Origin of the sequence: Brevibacillus porteri (genome assembly GCF_003013475.1) — a bacterium.
In the GTDB taxonomy this organism is placed as follows: Bacteria; Bacillota; Bacilli; order Brevibacillales; family Brevibacillaceae; genus Brevibacillus; species Brevibacillus porteri.
The window spans coordinates 56,540-80,425 of the sequence record NZ_PXZO01000032.1 but is presented as its reverse complement, the minus strand read 5'-3'; the positions used below and the strand labels follow the sequence as shown (position 1 = coordinate 80,425).

Sequence of the window (23,886 nt, the reverse complement as noted above, 5' to 3'; positions counted from 1 at the left end):
AGGATAGTCAACAGGGATACGAGAAACAAGACAAGTTATTCGATATATTTCGACACGAAAACATTGGTTTCCATAAAAAAACAGGCGAACCGAGGTTCACCTGTTTAACTAGCTGCTATTATATCATTTTTCTTTGCCTAACCTGCTGGGCGTACGGAGCTTTTGAGCGCGGCTCTCCAAAAATGAGCGCCCACTTCATCCCATCACGCGGGTTGCCGTGTTTCGATGAGAGTGTTCCCGCTCGTTCCGAATCAGCGACCTTCATCGTTTCCGATTGCTTCACTGTGATAGTTGGACCCGTTGAAGCACGAGCTGTACTGGAGAATGCCCATTCCTGCTCGACTCCAATCCCTTCCATCGATTCTTGCTGAAGTGGCTCGTATTTGGAGAATGCCCGCACCGTCTCTCTACCGTAATCCTCCGTTTCCCTAGGGATATCCGACGTTGTGGCCGGGGTAAGCGGAGGCATTTTTTTGCCTTGAGACATCTTTTTCTTTCCGGCTTTGCCAAGAGCTTTATATCCTAAGTAACCAAGGATGACAAACCAGAACTTGCCGATGAGCGGGATGATCCACTCGACTAAACCCAGTAAATCTACGACGAGATCCATGAGATCTTCCATGGCAATCGCCCTTATTCTTTCTCGTCTGGCATAGCAGGATCTTGTTTGTCACCTGCATGCCCGAAGGATTGACGCATTTGTGTATCAGCAGCAATGTTTTGCATGTTGTAATAATCCATTACGCCCATTTTGCCACTTTTCAATGCTTCGGACAAAGCGAGTGGTACTTGCGCTTCGGCTTCTACTACTTTTGCCTTCATTTCTTGTACGCGCGCAATCATTTCCTGCTCTTGGGCTACCGCCATGGCGCGACGCTCTTCCGCTTTCGCTTGGGCAATACGTTTATCTGCTTCTGCTTGGTCGGTTTGCAATTGTGCCCCGATATTTTTCCCTACATCCACGTCCGCAATATCAATCGAGAGAATTTCAAAAGCAGTTCCGGCATCCAGACCTTTGTTTAATACCGTTTTAGAGATCAAATCCGGATTTTCCAATACGTCCTTATGTCCTTTTGACGAACCAATTGTCGATACGATCCCCTCACCTACGCGGGCGATAATCGTTTCTTCACCAGCACCACCGACCAATCGATCGATGTTGGCACGAACCGTTACTTTTGCACGAGTGCGCAGCTCGATACCGTCCTTAGCCATTGCTGCTACCACAGGTGTTTCAATCACTTTCGGGTTAACGCTCATTTGTACCGCTTCCAATACATCACGACCAGCCAGATCAATGGCTGCTGCTCGCTCGAAGCCAAGTGGAATATCTGCGCGTTGTGCTGCTACGAGCGCATCTACTACACGGTCTACGTTACCGCCTGCGAGATAATGGCTCTCCAATTGGTTTGTATCCAACTGCAAGCCGGCTTTACGTGCTTTAATCAAAGGATTCACAATACGAGATGGTACAACGCGACGCAAGCGCATAGCGACGAGGGTAATAATCCCGATATTCACACCGGAAGCCAGTGCAGAAATCCAGAGCATAACGGGTACGAACGAGAAGAAAATAGAAAGTACAACGATGGCTACTGCCACCATAAAAATAAGGGGAATCAAACCGCCTTCAAACATGAAGAACTCACTCCTTTTGTTCTAGTTCGGCAACAACGATACGCGTGCCTTCTACTTGCACAACGGTGATGGCAGTACCCGCTTCAATGAAACCACCAACCGATACTGCATCCACACGTTTTCCTTCCACCTTGACGACCCCTGCCGGGCGCAACGTTGTAAGGGCGATGCCTGATTTTCCTTCCAGCTCACGCTGATCGCGCGGTGCTACGTAGCCTTCTTCATTGCGCTGCGTGTCACCCAAGACAAACTTGTTGAATAGACCTTTGACCCCGTATTTCTTCACTAACAGGAACGTTACAATTGCCGTGATCAATGCAGCTACACCCAGCGATGCGAGCCCTTGCTGTGTGTCATATGCTGCCATAACAAGGCCTGTCACAATGCTCACGAAGCCAATGGCTCCGACAATGCCGCCCGGAAGAAAAATTTCCATAAGCATCAGTAAGATTCCGATGGCAAACAGTCCGATGTGCAACCAGTTGGCAAATCCCGCTACATAATGCCCGAAGAAATACAAACTGAACGCGACGAGCGAAATCGTCCCCGCAACACCAAAGCCAGGGGCAAACAGTTCTACTACAATTCCTCCAAGTCCAATGACGAGCAGCAGACTCATCACAATGGGACTCGTCACCCATCTAGCGACTAGCTCTCCACCTGTTGGCTCAATCGCCTGAAGGGAATCCGACTGAATGCCGAGCTTTTTGAGCAGCGCTTCCTTATTGGACACCACATCATCTGCATAACCCAACTTCTTCGCTTGTTGGGCATCGAGAGAAAGCACCGTGCCTTTTGGCTTTAATCCTGGGAATTCTGTATCAATTTCCACCATCGCGCGAGCAACGTCAGGATTGCGATTGTTCAACTCCGCTGCCGCCTTCATTTTATTGCTCCAACCGGAAATGAACTTGATATCTGCTGCATTCCCTGCCAAGTCAATCGGTGCGGCTGCCCCCATGCTACTACCTGGAGTCATAATAATTTCATTTGCATTCAGGGCGATGTACGTTCCCGCTGAAAAAGCCTGGTTATCAATATAGGCTATCACATGCATGGGAGCCTGACGGATCAACTGACCAATCTGGTCGGCAGCATTCACTTCTCCACCTGGCGTATTGATATGCAGGATTACAAGATCTGCCTGCTGGTCCTGTGCGTCAGCAAATGCTCTTTCTAAAAAGCTCTCCAACCCTCGCTCGATCGTGCTATCTACTGGAATCCAGACAGCTTTTTGATAGGTCTGCGCTGTTGTGGATGCGGGAGCAAGAAGCATCGTCATTCCCATAATCAGGCAAAGAAGTGAAAAAAGCAATCGCACGTGGCTTTTTACTAGCCTTGTTGCACTCATTGCATGTACCTCCTTTCCATCTATCAGCTTCAACGTATGTGCAATAAGGTATACGAAAGAGTGAGGCAATTGTTTCATATTTATTTCACATCTGGGGAAAAAAAGAAAAACCCAACCTTTACAGGTTGAGTTTTTCTGTTCGTATCTATATGAGGTGTTACTCTCGTCTACGATGGTAGTTCCTCAGATACAATCTTTTGCACGAGGTTTCCGTCTGCTCTGCCTTTCACTTTCGGCATGATCGCACCCATCACTTTGCCCATCTCCTTTTTGGAGGAGGCATTGGTAGCTACGATACCTTCCCGAACGATATCACGAATTTCGTCTTCGCTAAGCTGAGCGGGTAAGTAAGCGGAGAGCACGTCGATCTCTTCGCGCGTTTTCGAGGCAAGTTCCACGCGGCCTGCCTTCTCAAATTCGTGGAGGGATTCACGGCGTTGTTTTAACTCACGAGTCAAGATGGTCAGCACTTCGTCTTCAGACAAAAGTCTGCCCTTGTTAATCTCTTCGTTCTTTAATGCGGCTTTCACCATGCGAATAACAGAGAGTTTTAGAGCAGCTCTGTCCTTCATTGCTTGCTTCATATCTTGATCGAGTCGCTCCATTACACTCATGATGAGCCCTCCGTCAATTAAAACTTGCGCTTGCGAGCTGCTTCGGATTTCTTCTTGCGCTTAATGCTAGGCTTCTCAAAGTGGCGACGTTTACGCAGTTCCGCCATCACCCCGGATTTTGCGCTTTCACGCTTGAAGCGGCGAAGTGCGCTATCCAAAGACTCGTTTTTCTTGACTCGAATTTCTGCCATTTGTCTTCCCTCCCTCCGCTAAAACCGTGGGACGCCTGAGTCGAACGTACGAACAGACTGTCACACTTCATTATAGGATAGATGACTAAAGAAGGTCAACCTTTAGTTCAATTTTATTCGTAAAAACCGGACAAAAGATGATAATGAATGTGAAAAACCTCTTGTCCACCCTCTTTGCCGCAGTTGTTAATCAGGCGAAAACCTGGCAACTCCAGCTTTTTCGCCAAGAGTTGTGCGACATGATGGATATGCCCGATAAGCGGCAGGTCCTCGGCGCTTACATCCATGAGCGTGGGAATTGGCTTACGCGGGATAATCAACAAGTGTACGCGTGCTTTTGGTGCAATATCATGGATGACAATGACGTGCTCATCCTCATACTCGATACGAGCAGGAATTTCACCGTCCATGATTTTGGTAAAAATACTTTTTTCCATGGGAGACTCCTTTCTTCCTCTGTATGTGGATCGTTATGTATGTAAGAATTGATCGTATCATATCCCCTCACTTTTGTCTTGCGGCGCTACCTAACGCATGGTAGCATGACTTCGAGGTTGAAACTGGATTACAAAAGGAGTTCGTGCAGATGAAACCAATTGCACTGGATCAGGCAGCAATCAACGCAGAAGGGATTTTGCTCACTGGTTCCCCAGGGCTTGCCTTGTCATCCGTTCACTTTGATACCCGCGAGTTGACTGCGGGATCTTTGTTTGTAGCGCTGACAGGCGGCGCACGGGATGGACATGATTTTTTGTTACAAGCAGCTGAACAAGGAGCTGTAGCTGCACTCGTTTCGAATCAGGAGAAGATTCCTGCGAACTTGCCAAGCGATTTTGGGTTAATTCTCGTCAATGATACACTGCGTGGCTTTCAAAAGCTGGCTGCGGCTTATCGGAAAAGCTTTTCGTTCCCTCGCATCGCCATTACAGGAAGTATCGGGAAAACAACCGTGAAGGACATCGTGGCACACGTACTTGCGAGCCGTTCGCCCGTATACAAGACGTATAAAAACTTCAACAACCACATCGGTGTGCCTTTGTCGCTCTTACAGATGGAAGAAAAACATCAAGCTGCTGTACTGGAGCTCGGGATGAACCACGCCGGGGAAATCGATCTGCTCGCTTCGCTGGTCCAGCCAGATATTAGCGTGATTACATTTATCGGTGAGTCCCATATTGAGCATTTTGGCACGCGTGAAAAAATTGCTCTCGCAAAGGCAGAGCTGCTTCCTCATACCGCTCTTGACGGGCTCGTACTGCTCAACAAAGATTCCGAATATCTGCGATTGGTAGCCCATCTGTATCCGGGAGAGGTCATGTACTACTCTGTTCATGAGAAGGCGGATATTTGGGCGGAGCAAATCGAATCGGTTGAAGGTGGGACCCGCTTCAAAGTGAACTTTGCCTCCGGGGAGCATTTCGAGGCATTCCTGCCACTGCACGGTCGGCATAGTGTCCTGAATGCTCTGCCCGCTGTTGCGATTGCCAAAAGGCTCGGGATGGATACGAAGCAAATTGTGCACGCCTTGTCTACCGTCCAGCTCTCAGCCATGCGCTTTGAGCAGATCACATCCAAGCACGGTACGGTGTACATCAGTGACGCGTACAATGCCAGCCCTGTTTCCATGGAAGCTGCCGTCCGCACATTTGCTGACTTGTACCCTGATCGCGGGAGAGTCGTTGTCTTAGGGGATATGTATGAGCTCGGACCAGACAGTGCGGCTATGCATGCGGGCGTCGGAGCCTCGCTTCAAGACATCGCTGAGCGCTTCGAGCTCCTCGTGACAGTTGGTGAGAATACTCGCCATCTCCATGATGCTTACGCGGGGAACAAGCTGCATTTCGCCACAAAAGCAGAGGCACTGCGTGCATTACTGCCGCTACGCGATGACAAACACGCTTTCCTGTTTAAAGCCTCCAAAGGTATGTCATTATGGACGCTTATCACTGATTTGGAAGGTCACGAATAATAGATAAAGAACAGCCGCCTCTCGTATATACGGGAGACGGCTTCTTTTTTATCATCGTAGTTCAATGACATTGTTGGAAGGACCCAATTTTTCAAGCGGAAAATCGGTATAGTGGATCGATGCGAGATCAGCTACATAGTATGACTTCCCGTCCTTCGCCCAGCCGATGATGCGATGATTGTCACTTGAACGATAATAACCAGGCATTCCCTTGTCAGGAGAACCGAATGGATAGCTGCACTTTGTGACTTGTTTGCATGATTGAATATACATATACGAATCCTGAGAATTAGAAGTACGAGAGTGCTGTTCTACTGCCATCTGACTTCCTGATGGCGACCAAACAATTTTGTCCAAGTGTCTCTCAGTGAACACTGGATCCTTCAAATTGTTCTTTTTCCCTGCCTGCAAATCCAGCATGTATTCTTCTGTCATTGTTCGGATATAACGGTACTTCATATCATTGGAGTAAGAAGGAAATGTGATCATATTGTGATCGTATTTCAGGCCAGTCGGTAAGTCTAACTCCTTATATGCGGTTTGCGTTCTGTAAAACAGCTTTTTCGAATTCGGCACCCAGTAATACATTTCTTCATCTGTTCCACTCCGCCACTCATACTGGTCATTCTTTTTCATTTTGAGTGTAGGCAGATGCTGCAAGATCAGGTGGGCGCTTACCTTGGTATTGGATGAAAGCATGTCCATACGGGTAAAGACCATGTACTGTTCATCCGGTGAAACGGAAAAATCAAGGACGGGATACTGAGCTTCTGCCGGGACGAGTATCGTTTTTTTGCCGTCTGGCAGACTGAGCTTCACGATTCCGCCATTTTCACGAACGTAGAGCGCGTCCTGCTTCTGTGACCATTTGCCAAAACCGGATAGCTGCGTCATCTTTTTTGTTTGCATATCGTACAAGTACGGTATGGTTGGGTCTGCCTTCCCGTATCCGATTCTCTCCCCGTATACAAACCTGCTCGATGGCGACATGCTCGCCCGGTGGATCAAGGGCATGTTCGTAACGGTTTTTGTCACTTTTCCATCTACCGTTACTTTATAGATGACGACCAGCTCTGGCTTGCGAGGGTCTGCCTTCGCAGGAGCAGAGGCATTGATTTGCCCAGGGACAAGGATACCCAGCAAGGAGATCAGCAAGCATGAGAGCAATATGCGTTTTTTCATCTAGGGTCCTCCTGAATAAGTGATCAATACGAAGACGTTCACTGAAGGCATTTGGTTTCTTTTGGAATAAAAAAAGATCGGAAGCAATCCCCTCGCTCCCGACCTTTCTTTCACTTACGGACTAACAGCATACCCTTCCGCAGCCATTCTACCTCTTCAGCTAACACAAGCTTCGGATTCTGACCAAACCATTCGATAGAACCAAAATAATCGGTATCTGCAATCTTCTCTAAAATAGGTCCATAATCTACAGCTCCCTCACCGAGTGGTACCATTCCCTCACGATCCCCGTTAGGAGCATATACATTATGCGGAGCGAATACCGACAGATGATTCGATGAAGAGATATTTTTCAAATGATAATGAGCCACCCACGGCTTCAATTGGTTGTATGCGTCGATTGGATCAGCACCTGATTCCCAGACATGAAGAAAATCAAGATTAACTTTTAGTGCAGGATGATTGACTTCCTGCAACAGAGCAAGCGTCGAACTCATAGAATCCGTGAGCGTATTCGGATGTGTTTCGACCAAGAGCTGAATTCCGTGCTCCTGACACATCTGACATAAGATGTACAAATGATGTACATAACGCGCCCGCTCTTCTGGCCCAACTTCCTTACTCGCCTTCTGTCCAGCGAACGTCCTAATTTGCTTTACATTTAGCCATTTCGCCAATGAAATGAGTCTTTTTGCTTTTTCCAGTGTACGATGAAATCCAGATGAGGTCGTAATATCCAGATAATCGCTCAGCATAGAGATACACATGCCTTGATCCCTGAGTATTCCTAGCTGTTCCTCCATCTCTATTCGATCATGATCGTACAGATCTTGAGCGTGAATTCCCCACAACTCCATTCCATCAAAATGATGACGATGAGCAAACCGAACAATTTCCGCAAACGAAATCAACTGGTGGCGAAAAGTGATTGTGCACAATGAGAGTTTCATTTGACCTTTACCTCCACCCTTTTTCGTCTACAGTGACGAGACTTTTATCCATTTGGGTCCACAGAACAAACTGACGTTCCAACTCTTTTTTCACTTCAAGTTCAATCAGATCAATCTCTTCTAACGCCTCGATAATCGGAGGTAACAACGCCATATTCTTGGTCATCGCCATTTTGACAGACAAGTACTGCGCTGTCGTAAACCCTTGGTAGATGTCCTCCACTTTATAGGCAATGCGCAAAAACTCATCACGATGGTATTGCAGGTAATCTTGCAGATATAGAAATGCATACTCATAGCTGTATTTACGGATCGCAATCACTTTAACCTGAGTCACTGCTGGGAGTAACATGTCCAAGTTGTATCCATTGCGCCCTTCTGCCATGTCCGTAATCAATTGCTTCAATTCAACCGTAAAAGGATTATGATCACGTTTGAGTGCTGCGTAGAAGTAGTCGTGGATCATTTCATAGGTTGGTTCCTTAATTTCACTCGCATCCACCATAAAGCCGCCACCAAACGGATTTTCTAAGAAGGCTTTGATCACCGTATCCTTCTTCACATTGCCTTCCCAACGAAAATCCGGGTCAAACATAAACCACTCATCTTCATTCTCCGTTTTTGAAATCATCAAAAAATGCGGGAATGGCTTCAACGCAAATTTATTATCTCGCTCTGGAACCAGCGACATGTCTATCTGAACAAGGACAAACTGATCCTCGGTACGCTTATCAATTAGCTCTAAGAACATGTCCAGATTGGAGGCTTTATCTTTGGAATGATCATACCATTCCGTTACGTTCGCTCGAAAAAGTCGTTCATATCCCTTGATAATCTCCTCATGGTTATCAATGTAATACGTAACCACACCTTGATCCGTTATGGAGTACTCGGCATCCCATATGCCAAAGTAATAGGGACGATAATCAATTTTTGTGCGACGCTTAATCACTTCGCATAGGCACGAAATAATGCAATGAACCTTAACCATTCTGTATCCCCCACTCGATGTTTGTATAGTTGCTAATTCGACACATGCTGCGGTGCCAGCTGTTCAACAAAAGTAAGGAGTGATCCAACCGTTTGGAAGATTCGTGGATCTAACTCATGAGCAGGTACTACCAATTTCAAATCTTCCTCGATATAAACAATCAGTTGTAACAGCATAATTGAATCAATATGTAGATCCTCATTCAATCGCATGGACTCCTCCAGCGTGAGGATATGCGATAATTTTAATTTTTCGGTCATGATCGTATGGATTTGCTTCATTCTTTCTGTTCGTATCATTTGCTGATCGTCTCCATTTCTAATAATCGACGGCTGATTTTTCCTGTGGCTGTCTTAGGAATGCTCGTCACACATTGGATTTCGAATGGGACTTTATATCCTGGCAAACGATCTTGGCACCATTCCCTGATTTGTTCAGGAGTAGTTCCTCCCTCTGTAATAACCTGCGCCTTCACAATCTCTCCCATGACCGGATGACGTCCGCGATACACAACCACTTCTTTTGTCCCATTCATTTTCAAGATGACGTCCTCAACCTCTAAAGGAAATACCTTTAAGCCAGAGACGTTAATCACATCATCCATCCTCGACACAAATTGAATATGGCCTTCTCCCGTCCAGAAACCTAAATCCTGCGTCGCTATTTCGTTCTGTCCAATTCGAATGACTATTTCCGCAGGTTGTTCTTCATTCTCACCTGCTGTCATTGTCACATGGGAAAGGGGGACACCCAGATCTGTATGCGTCCGCATCTGTTTACTCATACTGATGCACCCCGCCTCGGAGCATCCATATTGTTGCATCAAGATGTCGCTCATGCCTTGCAGCTTTTGAAACAAGCCTTCTGGCATTGGAGCGCCAGATGTCATTAACCGGTGAAAGCGTACCTGCTCTCGCGTAAAGCTTGATAAGATGTGATAAAAGACTGGCAGACCATAAACAATATGCTGGGGAGTATCTTGAATCACTTGCAGAGCAAACTTCGGATTTTTGTGCGTCACAATCGAAGGCTTACTTCCCCGTTCCAGTGCTGCCAAAACGCCACATATCAATCCATACGAATGTGTCACCGATGCCAGCACGATCGGGGTTAACGCTTCCTCTCCCTGAAACAATTGGTTGTAGGCATGAATTTCGGTTTGGATATCATCCCAGCTTCTCCCGATTAGCTTCGCGTCCCCCGTAGTACCTGAACTATATTGATAGAGCGATGGTTTTTCGCTCTGTTGTTTATCCGCGATGGACAAGAAGTGTTTCGTCTCCTGATAAACAAGCCCATAACATCTTGCCTTCACCGCCATTTGATAAGCGGTTTCCATTGGGGTTTCCCCATGAATTAATAGCACCGAAGCGTTATGCTCACGTAAATATTGAACAAGACTAATCACGTCAAGTGGGTCAGCTATGCAGACTGCGTACCTCTGTCCTTCCGGCTGTCGGAAATGATCCATGCTTTCGAACCCTTGCTTATGTCTCTCCATTTCATGCACAGAAATCTCATTTTGATTCACAATGATCATGCTAGTAACCTCCAGCCATGGAATGAAGCTTTTTCCTTGCCTCGAACAAAGGATTGGGAACTTCATGTAAATGATAGTTCTCGTTTGTTGTATATAGCTTTTTCTTGGTCAATTTCTCTACCTGCACGCTTGGAACAAACAGATCAAATCGCTTAAATCGCGCCGCCAATTCCGGGAATCGTTGTTGGTGACCCTCCAATACCTTTACGGCCATTTCCCAGAATTGCTCTTCGGCATATCCGTAATGCTCCTCTAACACCCGTGCGAGTTGCCCCAGATTGATCAGAAATAAAGTCTCTAACGTCAAATCTCTGACTGTTGATGTTTCATTCATGTGGAACATTACATCATCTGGCTTCGTTGCGTAATATTCATGCACGTCCGCGAAGTTCGGGCATTTGTCTGGCTCACTCAAGAACGGTTGGCAAAAAATCAAATCTTCATGAAAATCCTTTAATGCCACCCGAGTAGGGACACCATCCCGATGCACCAAGACCATATTCTGCCCGTGGGATTCCATCGCAATCCCGTGTTTCACCAATATATGAACGACCGGCACTACACTGTTTTCCAATAATCGCGCAAGCCAATTCTCAAGCCCTTGCTCACGAATCCAACGATCAATGAATGGCACCCCATCCACCTCTACTGCCGCTAATGCGTTATAAGGTACCGCATCTTCTCCCGCTTCGAGATGAGGGATGAGACTTTCTCTCCACATGCACCCAATTACTCCGAATGTAACCATTTCCACCAGATCAGAAGCAGGTGGAGGATCGTATGCCACTGCCGCAAACTCTTGGAGCATGATCACCTTTTGTTCGTCTCGTAAATACGAATCTGCGTCCGTAATCCCCTTGAGCCACCTCGAAACAATGGGGGCACTTGCCAGTGAATGGGGAGTGAGATGACGTGGCGCTGATGTATTCACCACGTTGATCGAGAGTTTCAGATACGGTTTATGCGGATTACTTTTGTTAGCAAAGGTCCGGATGGATTGTTGTGGACGATGACCATCAGCCCCTACTCCTAACACAATGATCTCTTTGCGATGAATATCGTCCAGGAATCCTGGCACAACATGATTACGCCACTGCCAAGGATGGACAGGCACGAAGGCATACTGCTCAGGATCGCATCCATGATTGACGATGATTTGCTGAAAGATTTCTTTTTGTTCCCGTCCTATTTCCTCCAAGAGAAGGTCATCGAAATTTTTCCCTTGATCAATGGACACTTGAGAATATTGTTTTTTTATCGCTAACCAAAGAAAACGAACTTCCTGCTTAAATTCAGGACCATAAGCAAAATGATCTATGTAGGTAAATCCAACACGTGATTTATAGCTAGGGTGGTAAGGGTGACCGTCCATCAGATCACCTTCGAGCTCATCGTACGATTTGCCCTGCATCCGAATATCATTTTGTACCCGATAGTATTGGGACAATGTATCCTTTAACAACGTTTGTTCCAAATCATTGGCAAATAGCTTCAGTCTTTGTTCATCTACCGTATTCATTCGGAAGACTTCCACTAAAAAACGAGTGAGGGATATCGCTTCAAATTCTTGCTGGGCAACTCCACTTTGATCGTAAACAACACGAGTAACAGGGTCGTTCCCTAAACGAACAAGCCCAAAACTAGCACTCCTCCGCCCTCGGCAACGATAGCGAACAGGCAGGTCACCCTCATCAAGTCCATGTAGGGTGTAAATCGTCTCGTCACCTTCTTGCAGGGTCTCAGGAATCACAATTCCCTCATATAACAAAGACTCTATGCATTGTCGAAACACCCTTCTTCTCACCTGCACGTACTGTGTCGAGTGAAGTGCCTCTTCAATCGAGAAATCCTGTAAAGTTAACTCCATACCTTATCCTCCAAATCTCTTCAAGCTAGACGCTAGTAAGCTATCCAAAAGCATGCAGCCCTGCCTTTTCGGTCTGCTTTACTTTTGCTAAAGGATTATCTATGTAAACAAAAACAGATGATCGCTCTTCTGGTTGGGTTAATTCATCCAGATCATAGAAGCGCGTGAGCAGATTCGCCTTACACGGAAGCTGTTCGCGAGTAAGTAGATTCTCCAGAAACTTCGACGCCTCTCGATTCATAGGTAAAAATTCCGTCAAAACCTCATGCATCTCTGCCAATAAGATTTTTTCATCAATTAATCCTTCCGTTCCAAATCCATTGATGAGTCCAAACATATGGTTAAAAACCATGTAATAGGTGATTCGCTCGTCTACAAGATGATCTTTGTAGATGTTTTTACTCGCCTTGCCAATCCCAGGCAATTCTGTCTCTAATACTTCTTGCATTGATTCTGAGAAATAATAGCCTTGATTATCACGATAAAAGAACTGAGCGGGGTATCCGTCTTTCAGAGTGACAACACTATTCTGTTGATGGGCTTCCAAGCCGATTCCGTATTTTAGATAGAGCCATACCATTGGCTTCAAAGAAATATCTACATAGCGCTTAAACCATTCCAAACTAACTACTTCCAGTGCCTTCCCTTCTATTTGTGCCAGATGGTGAATGAGCGTTGCCAACCTACTCTTGTACCCAGGAAGTGGATCTTGTACGAGTGCAGCGATTTGGGTGACCTGACGAGCATGACTCCCCATAAAGGGATTATCACGCAGGATTACTTCAAATCCCGTTTCTTCCGCCTGATCCAACGTGATCGTAATGTAAGCCGGATCAGAGATAAAACCAAAGCCTGGATACTTGCGACTTACCTCACCAATCCCTGTTTCAAAAAGTTGTTTCGCCTCTAAACCAATCTCCATTTCACTTAACTTATTGATCCGTAAAGAATTCGTAACTTTGATAGGGACGGACAGCTTGAGCATGTATTTCTTTTCAGGATGATAAACCGTTCTGAGAGAAGATGTTGCCATATACTCCTCACCTGCTGGTCCTATGTAAAGAAGTAACCCTTTCTCGATCAAGGATTGAACGGCTACCTGTTCAAGCAACCATTCTGCTTGAAGCGGATGAATCGGGACGATTGAAAATGATGGATCGACATCAGATATCGAAGGAAACTCACCCTTCAGTAATTGCGTAGCGGATTCTGTTAGCCCAGATTTTTCGTGAACAATTGACGGATGGGCAGCAAACAAGTGGAGTTGAAACTTCCCGCAACACTCCGGTGCATACAACGCTTGCTTGGCCTCAGGAATTCCTTGCTGACTCTTCGGTGTCGGATGGAACAAGTGACCGAACAAAAGCGCCTGCTCTGCTTCGATGAAGCTTTGTTCCACTCCGTATAAAATCTCCTCATTACTTTGGCGAGTCCGAACAAATTTCTCAATGCTTTGGCAGCTTTGAATCATGCGCAAGACTAATTCATCTGGAACGGCATTTTCCCCATGCGGAAGCGTTAGTTCTTTAATCAAAAGAACCGCTAATGTCAAATAGTCCGCCTGAACGAAACGCGTACAGTCACCACTTCGGTAGCAAGCTGGATAATGAAACAAATGCCTGCCAGTCACCGAATGATATTTGACACCGACATAGAGGGAAATCCCCTGATGCGGGAGTTCGCAATGAAGGTACGTACCTGTTGTACTCGGCTGTATGATTTTCGTTAGCTGCTTCGTAATCTCGTCTTTCCGATCGATCCACTCGCCCCTACCTGTTTCTCGGAGATAACAATTGAGAAAGCTCTGCATCGTTGCATGCTCTGCGATATGCTTGACTACGAACATGTTACCTCTCCTCTTGCTTGATCCAATTTTTTATCCAAGCATTGTGACTTACATAACTGGTAAAACGTCCCATAAATAATGTAAACGATTATCATTCTCATTTCAAGCGATAATATTCATCTTGTACAGTTAGGAGAGATGAGCTGACAGAAATTAGTTCCTCCTTCCTACATAAAAAGAAAAAAGATGCACATTTATCAGCATCTTTTTTCTCATGATTCGTCCATCTGTTCTGCATAGACAAAGACTATCTCCCGGCGTGCTTACAAGCTAACGTTTTTCATAAAATTCATACGTTTCCCAGTTAAGCTTGCCCGGACCAAAATCGTAAATATGAATAGAAGCAAGATCAGCAAAATAAAACGATTTACCATCACCTGCCCACCCAATCAGTTGATAATTGTCCTTATCCTGCATGTAGGTGCTCAACAGCCCAGGATTTACATGATTGCCGAAAGGATTTCCGTATTTGTTCGGTTCATTGAAGACGAACATCAACATGTAATTATCCTGGGAACTGGACCAGCTCAAAAGTTGTTCAGCAGCAAACTGATGGCCAATTGGCGACCATAGGATTCTTCGCAGGGCTGCTGTGTACTCCTCTACGACCTTTAAAAAGTTCTTTTTCCCCGTTTGCAAATCCAGCACATATTCTTCTTGTTCTGTCTTGATATACTGATACTTCATATCGCTGGAGTAAGAGGGAAGAGCGGTCGTTTTGTGATCCGTTTTCATCCCTGTGGACATGTCCAATTCTTTGGAAGCTTCTTTCGTTAAGTAAAACAGCTTTTTGGAATTTGGCATCCAATAATACTTCTCTTCTAGTGCAGCTTTGTCTTGTCTCCACTCATATTGATCATGCTTTTTGATTTGAAGCGTTGGCAGATGTTGAATGTAGAGATGAGCACTTCCTTTTGAATCAGCGGCTTTTTCATCCTTGCGGGTAAAAGCCAAGTACTGTTCATCCGGTGAAATCGCAAAATCGAGCACTGGATACTGGACAATGCCCGGAACGAGCACGGTCTTTTTACCGTCTGTCGTTGTCAGCCTAACGATTCCGTCATTTTCACGGATGTACAGTACGTCCTGCTTGTTTGACCACTTGGCAATGCCCGACAATTGCATCAGCTTTTTCGTCTGAATGTCGTACAGGAAAGGGATTGTCGGATCTTCCTTACCATACCCGATTCGTTCTCCGTACACAAATCTCCCTGAGGGTGAAATGCTTGCGCGATGAATCAAGGGCATGTTGGTTTGGATTTTTTTCGTCTTTCCATCCGGGGTCGCATGATAAATCGTCACCATGTCAGGTTTTCGCGGGTCCTGTGATGTAGGAATGGCTGCACCCGTTTGTCCAGGAAAGAAGGAACTTAGCAGAGTAGCTAGCAAACATGAGAGCAAGAACTGTTTTTTCATTAAGATCCTCCTAATCTGTTATCAATACTCAGACGTGCCCCATTACCATTTGGTTACCAACTTTTATACAAAAAGAAAAAAGATGCCGATTCATCAGCATCTTTTTTCGCATAATTAGTCCAACTCTTCCGCGTCTACGACATTGCGACCTTTATCCGCATGTCGCTCGATACCGAGTTGCACCAGACGATCGATCAGCTCGCCGTAGCTCACACCCGCAGCTTGGAAAAGCATAGGATACATACTAAACGGCGTAAAGCCTGGCATCGTATTCACTTCGTTGATATAGAGCTTGTCGTTTTTCTCATCCCAGAAAAAGTCTATGCGGGAAAGGCCAGAGCCATCGAGTGCTTGGAAGGCCTGCTTGGCTATATCCGCGATTTGTTCGGATACATGCTCGGGAACGATCGCAGGAATGGAGAGCTCTGTTCCCGCCCCTTTGTACTTGGCTTCGTAATCGTAAAATTCTTTAGCAGCAATGACTTCCCCAACGACAGATGTCATCAGCTCTTCATTCCCCAAAACGCCAATCTCCAACTCACGTACTTGAACGAACTCTTCCACAATCAATCTGCGGTCAAATTTGGCAGCTACCTCTAATGCGTGCTTGAGCTCCTCACGATTTTTCGCTTTGTTAATCCCTACACTGGAACCCATATTCGCTGGTTTGACGAAACACGGATAGCCAAGTTCACGCTCGATCCGATCCATGACATCGTCCTGGCCTTTTTCCCATTGCGAGCGCAGAAAGCCTACATATTTCACTTGCGGAAGTCCAGCCTGTGCAAAGACAGTCTTCATCATCCATTTATCCATTCCGATAGCGGAAGCCATTACTCCGGTTCCCACGTACGGGATATTCGCCAATTCCAACAATCCCTGGATCGTCCCATCTTCGCCAAATGGTCCGTGAACCACAGGGAAAACAACATCCAATTGCTCATTCATAGCAAACAGCGGCCCTGGCTGGCTTGCAACCGCCAGCTCTTTCCCTGTCTCTGTTGCCTCAGTAATGGCTGGCGTTTTTGCCGATAAGCGCAACGCTTCGATCGTCTCCGGCAGTTGACCTGCCAGTGTTTCTCCAGTCACCCAAGAGCCATCCAATTGAACGTACACAGGGGTTACCTCATATTTATTTGCATCCACGGCCTGCATAATGGACATGGCCGTACGCAATGAAACTTCGTGCTCTGAGGATTTTCCTCCATAAATAATGCCCAGTCGGATCTTTTGATTTCCCATCTGTGTCATGCTCCTTTCCCCTCCGTATGAAACCGGAGAGTCTACCCAGTTTCTACTCTCTCCTATGCTATGCAAAAGCCCAACATCTGCTCTATTTACCGGGCCGAGCCCGTCATTTAGCATACACAAACCAAACGCCAAAAACAAGAGAAGCAAGTATCACCAGCTCACGTTTTTTCTCATACATATAAATAAAATTCCTGTCATGGAGCTATTTTTCTGGAGGGATTTCCATGAGAGATTATTTGTTGTACTGCACATATTGCTCTTCTTACACTTTATTGCACAGTTATGATAAGGAAAGCGGGTCTTTCTTGGGGGAATACTCCCTGCTGCATAACAACTACACCCGAGACGCAATCGTCTTGAACAAATTTCTCCTCGCCCATCTCGGTCATACCATCCGTACCATTCCCTCTAAGACGGATGACTACCGCCATATCATCTGCAACGCCTCCCATTTTTTGGAGGATGATATCGACAAGTACGTGGAGGAAAGTCAGCAGCGGGCTAAGTTCAAGGAGCGTGATCGGAAAAGCGAACGGGAAATGGGTCAGGTACAGCTGTATTTGGTCGAGCATCTCTTGAACCACGAGCTTCAGAACTTAAGCCAGGCCCGCGCTTCTACCCCCGCCGAAGGACAAGTTTTTTTAGGCAAGGAGCTGGGGTTCAAGCAGGCTCTCGATCTCGTCAGGCGTGTAAAAAATGACAAGCAATTGTCATGAGCACTTATTTCTTTATTCGAAATGATTCACATTCTTTTGCAACTCTTTCCGCTCATCGCGCGTATAAAAAGAGAGACGATGATACAAGCGGGGGGAAAGAACATGTTTGAATACAAATTCGTCCGAGTTGAGCTGTCCTCTTTTCGACGCCAACCAAAAGAAGATTATCAGACCGTTGTCCACGAGCAAGCCAAGGAAGGCTGGCGTTTGGTGCAAATCTTTGCTCCAAGCATCGGGGGCGATGGTATGGCCAAATACTTCGAATTGATTTTTGAAAAACCAAAGTCTTAAATCAAACTGAAACCGAATAGAAAAACAGCGCCGTATGAAAGCGGACGCTGTTTTTCTTTTTCTCTATCGACGATCTCTTACTTCAAAGATGGCAAATTTCAAGTAATGAGCCTCATCGGCCCCACTAATTTGCGGATGATCCTTGCCCGCGCCTCGCCATTCAATCAGACGCAATATCTTTTTCGCATCGACCGCTGCCTCTTGAATCGTTTGCAGGAACAGCTCAGGTGACATATGGTACGAGCAAGACGCGGTAACGAGAAATCCGCCTGGACGAACGAGCTTCATCCCGTTTAAGTTAATGTCTTTGTAACCGCGACAAGCGCCTTTCACTGCTCCACGCGATTTTGCGAATGCTGGTGGATCAAGAATGACCACATCCCAGTTCTTACCTGCCTCTACATTTTCACGCAAGTAATCAAACGCATTAGCCACAACAAAATCTACGCGATGCAAGAAGCCATTGAGTGTAATGTTTCGCTTCGCTGTTTCGATGGCGTGATCGGAAATATCGAGGGCTGTCACCTTTTTCGCACCGTACTTGCAAGCATTTAGGGTGAAGGAACCAGTATGTGTAAAGCATTCCAATACCTCAGCGCCATCCCAAAACGGATTTTTGACCACTTTACCGCGCTTGTCTACAGGCACCTGCTTTGTCTCGCCGTCTACTTCCATGCTCGTCAGGGTAATGTCGTGCTTTTCGCCCCAGCCTTTCATCAAAGGCGCGATGGAAGCACGATTTTCCCTCTGATCATAGAAAAAGCCGGTCTTTTGCCCCTCTACGATATCCACATAGTATTTCAATCCGTTTTCTTCAATCAATACCTCACGCGGGCACTCTCCATACAGGACTTCTTTGCCCTGTGTCAGTCCTTCCAGTTCACGGACATGTACATCATTGCGCAAATAAATACCGGTCGGTGCAAATACCTCTACGAGTGCATCCCGAATCCAATCGATGCGCTTCTCCATCCCCAATGAGAGGACTTGGACAACCAATGTGTCTTCGTAGCGGTCGACGATGAGTCCTGGCAAAAAGTCAGCTTCCCCGTAAATGACACGGCAAGCCCGCGGATTGTCCACAAATCTCGTCCGGAATTCTGCCGCCTGTTTGATTTTGCGCAAGAAAAAGTCATAGTCGATCTCTTCCTTTTGGTCATAACTCAGAATGCGCACGATCATTTGGGAAGCTGGGTTAATGTAGCCCTTTGCCAAAAAATACCCTTTGTGATTGGTGACCTCGACGATTTCACCTGGTTCTACATCCCCTTGAATTTCTAATACCTCCGATTGAAAAACCCACGGATGTCCTACTTCTAGCCGCTTTTTCCGATGTTGATTCAATAGCACACGTGCCATGCAGCTATTCCTCCTCTTGTCATGCTTGCCCTTGTACAGGCATAGCGTTATAGTAACTTGCTAAAAATGGACAGGGAGGAACGTATCTTGTGATAGTCTCCATCCTCGCCCCTTTTACCTTTGGGCTCACTTTTTTTCTTTTCGGTATGTACGCCATGCGCTCCGGCTTTCAAAACCTCGCCGGCAAAAAAATGGAAGAATGGATGGGGCGCTTTACACGTACCCCGCTCCATAGCTTCTGGATTGGTCTCTTCGCTACTTTTGTCTTGCAAAGCTCCAGTGCGGTAACCGTCCTGACAATTGGGCTGACGAACGCAGGCATCATCCAGTTCACACAAACCGTCGGCATCATTTTGGGAACCAATCTGGGCACGACAGTGACAACGGAGCTGGTTGCGCTCAAGCTCGAGTCCTTTGCCATTCCCATGCTTCTCATCGGAGTCGCTCTGTGGCTGATGCCGCGCCGAAACATTCGTTGCATTGGTCTCGTCGTCGCCGGCTTCGGACTGATCTTCCTCGGAATCGATACATTGAAAGTCATGGCGAAGCCTTTGGAGCAGTCTGAGACGTTTCGTTCCCTTTTTCTGGAGAGCAGCCATTCCATCTGGCTCGGTTTGATCACCGGGATCATTTTCACCGCTCTCATTCATAGCGGTTCCGCTACGACCGTGATCACGATGGGCCTGCTCAGTCATCAAATTCTTTCGATGGAAACGGCACTCGCCATCGTATTGGGCGCGAACGTCGGAACTTGCTTTACCGCTGTCATCGCTGCCATTGGCACGAATACGGCATCCAAACAGGTCGCATGGTGCCATACGCTCTTCAACGTCGCAGGCGCGATTGTTTTTTTACCGTTTCTTTCCCAGCTTGCCCTCGTCAGTGCATTTTTAACGGATAGTCCTTCTATGCAGATCGCCCATTCACAGACGATCTTCAATCTCGTCTGCTCGCTGGTCGCGCTGCCATTCGTGCCGCAGATAGCCCGGTTTATTCAATGGCTGATCCCTGATAGGCGTCGTCCCACTGACCTCACCTTCAGAAAGAAAATGGTATCAAGTAGATGGAAGTAATGACGCCTGCCACGATCATTGCGACACTGGACGCTGCCGTTTGAACGGGAGAAACGCGGTTCAAGCTAGCCGTACCAATGGCGTGTGCACTCGTACCAATGGCGATACCGATTGCCCAATCATCGGTGATTTTTCCCCATTTGAGAACAGGACGGGCAATCATTACACCGACCATCCCTGTCAACGCGGTAAAAAAGGCTGCAAGCGCAGGTTCCCCACCTATGGAACGACTCAGCTCCAACGCAATCGGGGTGGTCACGGATTTGCTCAGCATGCTTTTGTATACGAGCTCATCTGATCCCAGACACCAATGAACCGCCATAACGACGATGATTGCAACTGCACAGCCTGCACATACACCAAGCAATACACCACGCCAAATATGAGCAAACTCCTTGATCTGTTTAGCCAGCGGAATAGCGAGTGCAACCGTTGCAGGGCCTAGCCAAAAGGAAATCCACTGGCCTCCAGCTGCAAACGCCTCCCAATCGCCGCTAAACGCCCACCACATGGTCCAGACCAAGATCACAGCCACCAGGAGAGGCTGCAATCGTTGGAATCGGGCGTTGATCATTGTTGCACCTTTGTACCCTGCTATCGATACCAAAATGGCGAAAAATTGACTAAGCATCCAGAGTCCTCCTCTCTTGCTGCGAGGACGATTCTGATTTTTGTTTATGATGCTTCAAATACCATTGCACGACCACACCCGTCACAAGCATGACTAACAATGGACCGAGTACCATCGATAGTATAATTGGCAATGGATTTTGCGTGAATACGTTTAAATAGGAAGCAACTCCGACGATGATCGGTACGAAAAAGAGCAACATGTGTCGGATTAGAAAAGTACCCGCTTGTTCCACCCAATCCATTCGTATCCATCCCATACAAAGTCCCAGAGTTAACAGCAGCATTCCCACCAAGTTACCGGGCAGGGGAATATGCAGCCATTTGCTCGCAGCTACGCCTACTCCATAAAAAGCCAACAGGATGACGATTCCTTTAACAAATTTCATTTTGCTAATCTCCTCCCCGCTCCCTATCCTCTCTCTATAGGAACATCAGCATGCAGGACGGAAAAAGCCCGGCCTTTCCTCGGCCAGGCTTTTCTTTCGTATTAGTATCCGCTGCCTGTTGTTTTTGCTCCAGTTACAATGGAAACACCGGAGCTTGTACCGACACGACTCGCGCCTGCTTCGATCATCGCAACCGCTGCTTCGCCGTCACGAACGCCACCAGACGCTTTTACACCTACATTTGGTCCTACGGTTTTACGCATCAGGGCGATATCTTCAACCGTTGCTCCACCTGTTGAAAATCCTGTGGAGGTTTTTACGTAATCAGCACCAGCCTCTACGGAGAGCTTGCACGCAACTACTTTTTCTTCTTCGGTCAAGAGGCAAGTCTCCAGAATCACTTTCAAGAGAATATCGCCAGCAGCTTGCTTCACAGCAACGATGTCTTTTTTGACAGTTTCCAGGTCGCCGGATTTCAGGGCACCTACGTTCAGTACCATATCTACCTCAGTCGCTCCGTTTGCAATCGCATCGCGGGTTTCGGCTGCTTTGGACTCGATCGTGCTCGCTCCCAGAGGGAATCCGATAACCGTGCACACTTTTACATCAGAGCCTGCCAGGAGTTCAGCAGAGCGTTTTACCCAGTAAGGGTTTACGCATACAGACATGAAATCGTGCTCTCTTGCTTCTTGGCACAGCTTGTCAATCATCTCTTGTGTAGCATCAGGCTTCAACAGCGTGTGGTCGATATATTTGTTCATGTTCATAGAACTACACCTCTATCCCTAATTGTTCGAATGCAAGGCGAAAAATGCTGTCATTGTTACGGTATCCTCGTTGCAGTTGCAAATCCCAAGCTTCCTTAGCTGAATGCCAATGAACATCATTGATTTCTTCTAGCTGTACGGTGATTTCTGTGTTGTAAGCTTCTACTAAATAATAATGGACTTCTTTGTCGATGGATTCGCCCGTCACCGGATGCGTATACACGTAGGTGATCATGTCGAGCTTGGACCCCAATCGTCCTGCTACGCCTGTTTCTTCCAAAACTTCGCGCAGAGCCGTTTCTTCGATGGTCTCGCCCATCTCCTGCTTCCCTTTTGCGAGTGTTACTTTGCCATAGCGGTCTTCAATCAATAGGAGCATGTACTCTGTGTCTTGCTTCTGGTATACAACGCCTCCTGCCGATATCTCCCTCATATAGCTCGCTCCTTCAGGTAAGGCAGCGCCTCTGTTTCCACTACGCGGACAAAAGTCCCTTTGCAGTATTCCGAGCCTGGTTCATCCAGTCTGACCTTGCAAATCTTGCCGATCATGCTCTCATCGCCAGGGAAGACGACGTTCAGGTAGTTGTCCGAATAGCCCATCAGAAGACCACTATCAGGTGCTTCTTTAAATGGACGCTCCGGAATAACTTCCAGTACATCCCCTACGAATTTCTTGGAGTATGCCAAGGTCAATTCCTGATTAAGCTCCAGAAGCTTCGCTACACGCTCGTTCTTTTTCTCTTCAGGAATTTGATCCGTCATACGCGCTGCTGGTGTACCTGTACGCATGGAGTACGGGAATACGTGCATCTCGGCAAAACCGATTTTCTTCATAAACTCGTATCCGTTCCAGAATTGCTCTTCGGACTCACCCGGGAAGCCTACGATGACGTCTGTTGTAATCGCTGCTCCTGGCAATGCTTCGCGTACTTTGACCATTCTTTCGTAAAACTCAGCCGTCGTATACTTGCGGCGCATGCGTTTCAACACTTCGTCATCGCCCGCTTGCAGCGGTACATGCAGATGGCGCACGACACGATCGGAATTGTTGATGACCTCGATCACTTCATCGGTGATTTGGCTCGCCTCGATCGAACTGATACGGATGCGCTTGAGGCCTTCTACTTGATGAAGGTCAAGCAACAGCTTGGCCAAATTGTAGTCTTCCAAATCCTCGCCGTATCCACCCGTATGAATCCCAGTCAAAACGATTTCCAGATAGCCCGCTTCCACCAGCTTTTGGGCCTGTTCGACGACGCTTTCCGGTTTGCGGGAACGCATCAGACCGCGCGCCCAAGGAATAATACAAAACGTACAAAAGTTGTTGCAGCCCTCTTGAATCTTGAGGGAAGCACGTGTGCGATCCGTAAAGTTAGGAACATCCAGCTCTTCGAATTCGCGGGCTTTCATGATGTTGCCAACTGCATTGATCGGCTGGCGCTCTGTACGAATTTGATCCACGTACTCGATCAGCTTCTCGCGCCCTTGTGTACCTACTACGATATCCACACCGGGAATTTGCGCAATCTCACTTGGAGAGGTTTGCGCATAGCAGCCAGTTACGGCTACGATCGCCTCAGGATTACGACGAATCGCACGACGAATCACTTGGCGACTCTTCTTATCTCCCGTGTTCGTCACGGTACAAGTATTAATGACGTAAACATCTGCATCATCTTGTTCAAAGTCGACTCTCTCGTAGCCGTCTGCCTTGAACAATTGCCAGATGGCCTCTGTTTCATAGCTGTTTACTTTGCAGCCCAATGTATGAAAAGCAACGGTAGACATTGCCATTCCTCCTTTTCCGTGAAAAACGTCTCGATGTTTTTCATAAAAGTGGATGTGACCGCTTGCG

At 46.9% G+C, this 23,886-nt stretch carries 25 protein-coding genes; 4 read left to right on the top strand and 21 right to left on the bottom strand.

Annotation, left to right across the window (positions count from 1 at the left end):
* Positions 1–118 precede the first annotated feature (118 nt).
* From C7R92_RS17185 to C7R92_RS17160, 6 genes are all read right to left on the bottom strand, one after another.
* Positions 119–622, bottom strand: coding sequence for a hypothetical protein (locus tag C7R92_RS17185; RefSeq protein ID WP_106835086.1), 504 nt, complete (start codon positions 620–622; stop codon positions 119–121).
* 11 nt (positions 623–633) lie between these two features.
* Positions 634–1,638 carry a flotillin-like protein FloA gene (gene floA / locus C7R92_RS17180; RefSeq protein ID WP_017247740.1) on the bottom strand — a complete coding sequence of 335 codons (1,005 nt, stop codon included), beginning with the start codon at positions 1,636–1,638 and terminating at the stop codon, positions 634–636.
* 7 nt (positions 1,639–1,645) lie between these two features.
* Positions 1,646–2,989, bottom strand: coding sequence for an NfeD family protein (locus tag C7R92_RS17175; protein ID WP_106835085.1), 1,344 nt, complete (start codon positions 2,987–2,989; stop codon positions 1,646–1,648).
* Positions 2,990–3,156: 167 nt separating this feature from the next.
* On the bottom strand, positions 3,157–3,603 hold the full coding sequence (locus C7R92_RS17170; RefSeq protein ID WP_017247738.1) for a GatB/YqeY domain-containing protein: 447 nt from the start codon (positions 3,601–3,603) through the stop codon (positions 3,157–3,159).
* A gap of 17 nt (positions 3,604–3,620) precedes the next feature.
* The gene (gene rpsU, locus C7R92_RS17165) at positions 3,621–3,794 is read right to left on the bottom strand and encodes a 30S ribosomal protein S21 (RefSeq protein WP_007727630.1); all 174 of its coding nucleotides are present in this window, start codon (positions 3,792–3,794) and stop codon (positions 3,621–3,623) included.
* Positions 3,795–3,907: 113 nt separating this feature from the next.
* A complete protein-coding gene (locus C7R92_RS17160; protein ID WP_012685763.1) occupies positions 3,908–4,231 on the bottom strand; it encodes a histidine triad nucleotide-binding protein in 324 nt (107 codons plus the stop codon).
* A 149-nt stretch (positions 4,232–4,380) separates the two neighbouring features.
* Between C7R92_RS17160 and C7R92_RS17155 the strand changes: the two genes are divergently transcribed.
* Complete coding sequence (locus tag C7R92_RS17155; protein WP_106835084.1) at positions 4,381–5,763, top strand: UDP-N-acetylmuramoyl-tripeptide--D-alanyl-D-alanine ligase; 1,383 nt, start codon at positions 4,381–4,383, stop codon at positions 5,761–5,763.
* A gap of 51 nt (positions 5,764–5,814) precedes the next feature.
* On the opposite strand, the gene C7R92_RS17150 is transcribed toward C7R92_RS17155, so the two are convergent.
* The 9 genes from C7R92_RS17150 to C7R92_RS17110 all read right to left on the bottom strand — a co-directional run bounded on the left by C7R92_RS17150 (position 5,815) and on the right by C7R92_RS17110 (position 16,797).
* Positions 5,815–6,945, bottom strand: a complete 1,131-nt coding sequence (locus C7R92_RS17150; protein ID WP_106835083.1) for a TolB-like translocation protein — start codon at positions 6,943–6,945, stop codon at positions 5,815–5,817.
* 110 nt (positions 6,946–7,055) lie between these two features.
* Positions 7,056–7,895: a sugar phosphate isomerase/epimerase family protein gene (locus tag C7R92_RS17145; protein ID WP_106835082.1), complete on the bottom strand. Its 840-nt coding sequence runs from the start codon at positions 7,893–7,895 to the stop codon at positions 7,056–7,058.
* A gap of 7 nt (positions 7,896–7,902) precedes the next feature.
* Positions 7,903–8,886, bottom strand: coding sequence for a DUF6005 family protein (locus C7R92_RS17140; protein ID WP_106835081.1), 984 nt, complete (start codon positions 8,884–8,886; stop codon positions 7,903–7,905).
* Positions 8,887–8,918: 32 nt separating this feature from the next.
* Entirely contained in the window at positions 8,919–9,185 is a 267-nt protein-coding gene (asbD, locus tag C7R92_RS17135; protein ID WP_069850274.1) for a petrobactin biosynthesis protein AsbD, read from the bottom strand.
* Positions 9,182–10,426, bottom strand: coding sequence for an AMP-binding protein (locus tag C7R92_RS17130; protein ID WP_106835080.1), 1,245 nt, complete (start codon positions 10,424–10,426; stop codon positions 9,182–9,184). Before C7R92_RS17130 ends, asbD begins: the two co-directional genes overlap by 4 nt.
* Before the next feature lies 1 nt (position 10,427).
* A complete protein-coding gene (locus C7R92_RS17125; protein WP_106835079.1) occupies positions 10,428–12,293 on the bottom strand; it encodes an IucA/IucC family protein in 1,866 nt (621 codons plus the stop codon).
* Between the two features lie 40 nt (positions 12,294–12,333).
* On the bottom strand, positions 12,334–14,139 hold the full coding sequence (locus C7R92_RS17120; RefSeq protein ID WP_106835078.1) for an IucA/IucC family protein: 1,806 nt from the start codon (positions 14,137–14,139) through the stop codon (positions 12,334–12,336).
* Between the two features lie 270 nt (positions 14,140–14,409).
* Positions 14,410–15,555, bottom strand: coding sequence for a WD40 repeat domain-containing protein (locus C7R92_RS17115; RefSeq protein WP_106835077.1), 1,146 nt, complete (start codon positions 15,553–15,555; stop codon positions 14,410–14,412).
* Between the two features lie 114 nt (positions 15,556–15,669).
* Positions 15,670–16,797: a D-alanine--D-alanine ligase gene (locus tag C7R92_RS17110; RefSeq protein ID WP_167403219.1), complete on the bottom strand. Its 1,128-nt coding sequence runs from the start codon at positions 16,795–16,797 to the stop codon at positions 15,670–15,672.
* A gap of 233 nt (positions 16,798–17,030) precedes the next feature.
* Here C7R92_RS17110 and C7R92_RS17105 point away from each other — a divergent pair, with 233 nt between their 5' ends.
* Positions 17,031–17,522 carry a hypothetical protein gene (locus tag C7R92_RS17105; protein ID WP_106835075.1) on the top strand — a complete coding sequence of 164 codons (492 nt, stop codon included), beginning with the start codon at positions 17,031–17,033 and terminating at the stop codon, positions 17,520–17,522.
* 102 nt (positions 17,523–17,624) lie between these two features.
* Complete coding sequence (locus C7R92_RS17100) at positions 17,625–17,813, top strand: DUF4177 domain-containing protein (protein ID WP_069850289.1); 189 nt, start codon at positions 17,625–17,627, stop codon at positions 17,811–17,813.
* Between the two features lie 63 nt (positions 17,814–17,876).
* Here the strand turns inward: C7R92_RS17100 and C7R92_RS17095 are convergent, their stop codons facing one another.
* Positions 17,877–19,172 carry a class I SAM-dependent rRNA methyltransferase gene (locus tag C7R92_RS17095; RefSeq protein ID WP_106835074.1) on the bottom strand — a complete coding sequence of 432 codons (1,296 nt, stop codon included), beginning with the start codon at positions 19,170–19,172 and terminating at the stop codon, positions 17,877–17,879.
* An 89-nt stretch (positions 19,173–19,261) separates the two neighbouring features.
* On the opposite strand from C7R92_RS17095, the gene C7R92_RS17090 reads away from it, so the two are divergent.
* Complete coding sequence (locus C7R92_RS17090) at positions 19,262–20,245, top strand: Na/Pi cotransporter family protein (RefSeq protein WP_106835073.1); 984 nt, start codon at positions 19,262–19,264, stop codon at positions 20,243–20,245.
* Here the strand turns inward: C7R92_RS17090 and C7R92_RS17085 are convergent.
* The 5 genes from C7R92_RS17085 to mtaB all read right to left on the bottom strand — a co-directional run bounded on the left by C7R92_RS17085 (position 20,211) and on the right by mtaB (position 23,819).
* Positions 20,211–20,876 (bottom strand): LrgB family protein, encoded by a 666-nt coding sequence (locus C7R92_RS17085; protein ID WP_017247724.1) that lies wholly within the window; start codon positions 20,874–20,876, stop codon positions 20,211–20,213. The genes C7R92_RS17090 and C7R92_RS17085 overlap by 35 nt on opposite strands.
* A complete protein-coding gene (locus C7R92_RS17080) occupies positions 20,869–21,264 on the bottom strand; it encodes a CidA/LrgA family protein (protein WP_017247723.1) in 396 nt (131 codons plus the stop codon). Before C7R92_RS17080 ends, C7R92_RS17085 begins: the two co-directional genes overlap by 8 nt.
* Positions 21,265–21,365: 101 nt before the next feature.
* Positions 21,366–22,031 carry a deoxyribose-phosphate aldolase gene (gene deoC / locus C7R92_RS17075; protein WP_069850293.1) on the bottom strand — a complete coding sequence of 222 codons (666 nt, stop codon included), beginning with the start codon at positions 22,029–22,031 and terminating at the stop codon, positions 21,366–21,368.
* 4 nt (positions 22,032–22,035) lie between these two features.
* A complete protein-coding gene (locus C7R92_RS17070; RefSeq protein WP_017247721.1) occupies positions 22,036–22,464 on the bottom strand; it encodes an NUDIX hydrolase in 429 nt (142 codons plus the stop codon).
* A complete protein-coding gene (gene mtaB / locus C7R92_RS17065) occupies positions 22,461–23,819 on the bottom strand; it encodes a tRNA (N(6)-L-threonylcarbamoyladenosine(37)-C(2))-methylthiotransferase MtaB (protein ID WP_106835072.1) in 1,359 nt (452 codons plus the stop codon). Before mtaB ends, C7R92_RS17070 begins: the two co-directional genes overlap by 4 nt.
* Between the last annotated feature and the right edge of the window lie 67 nt (positions 23,820–23,886).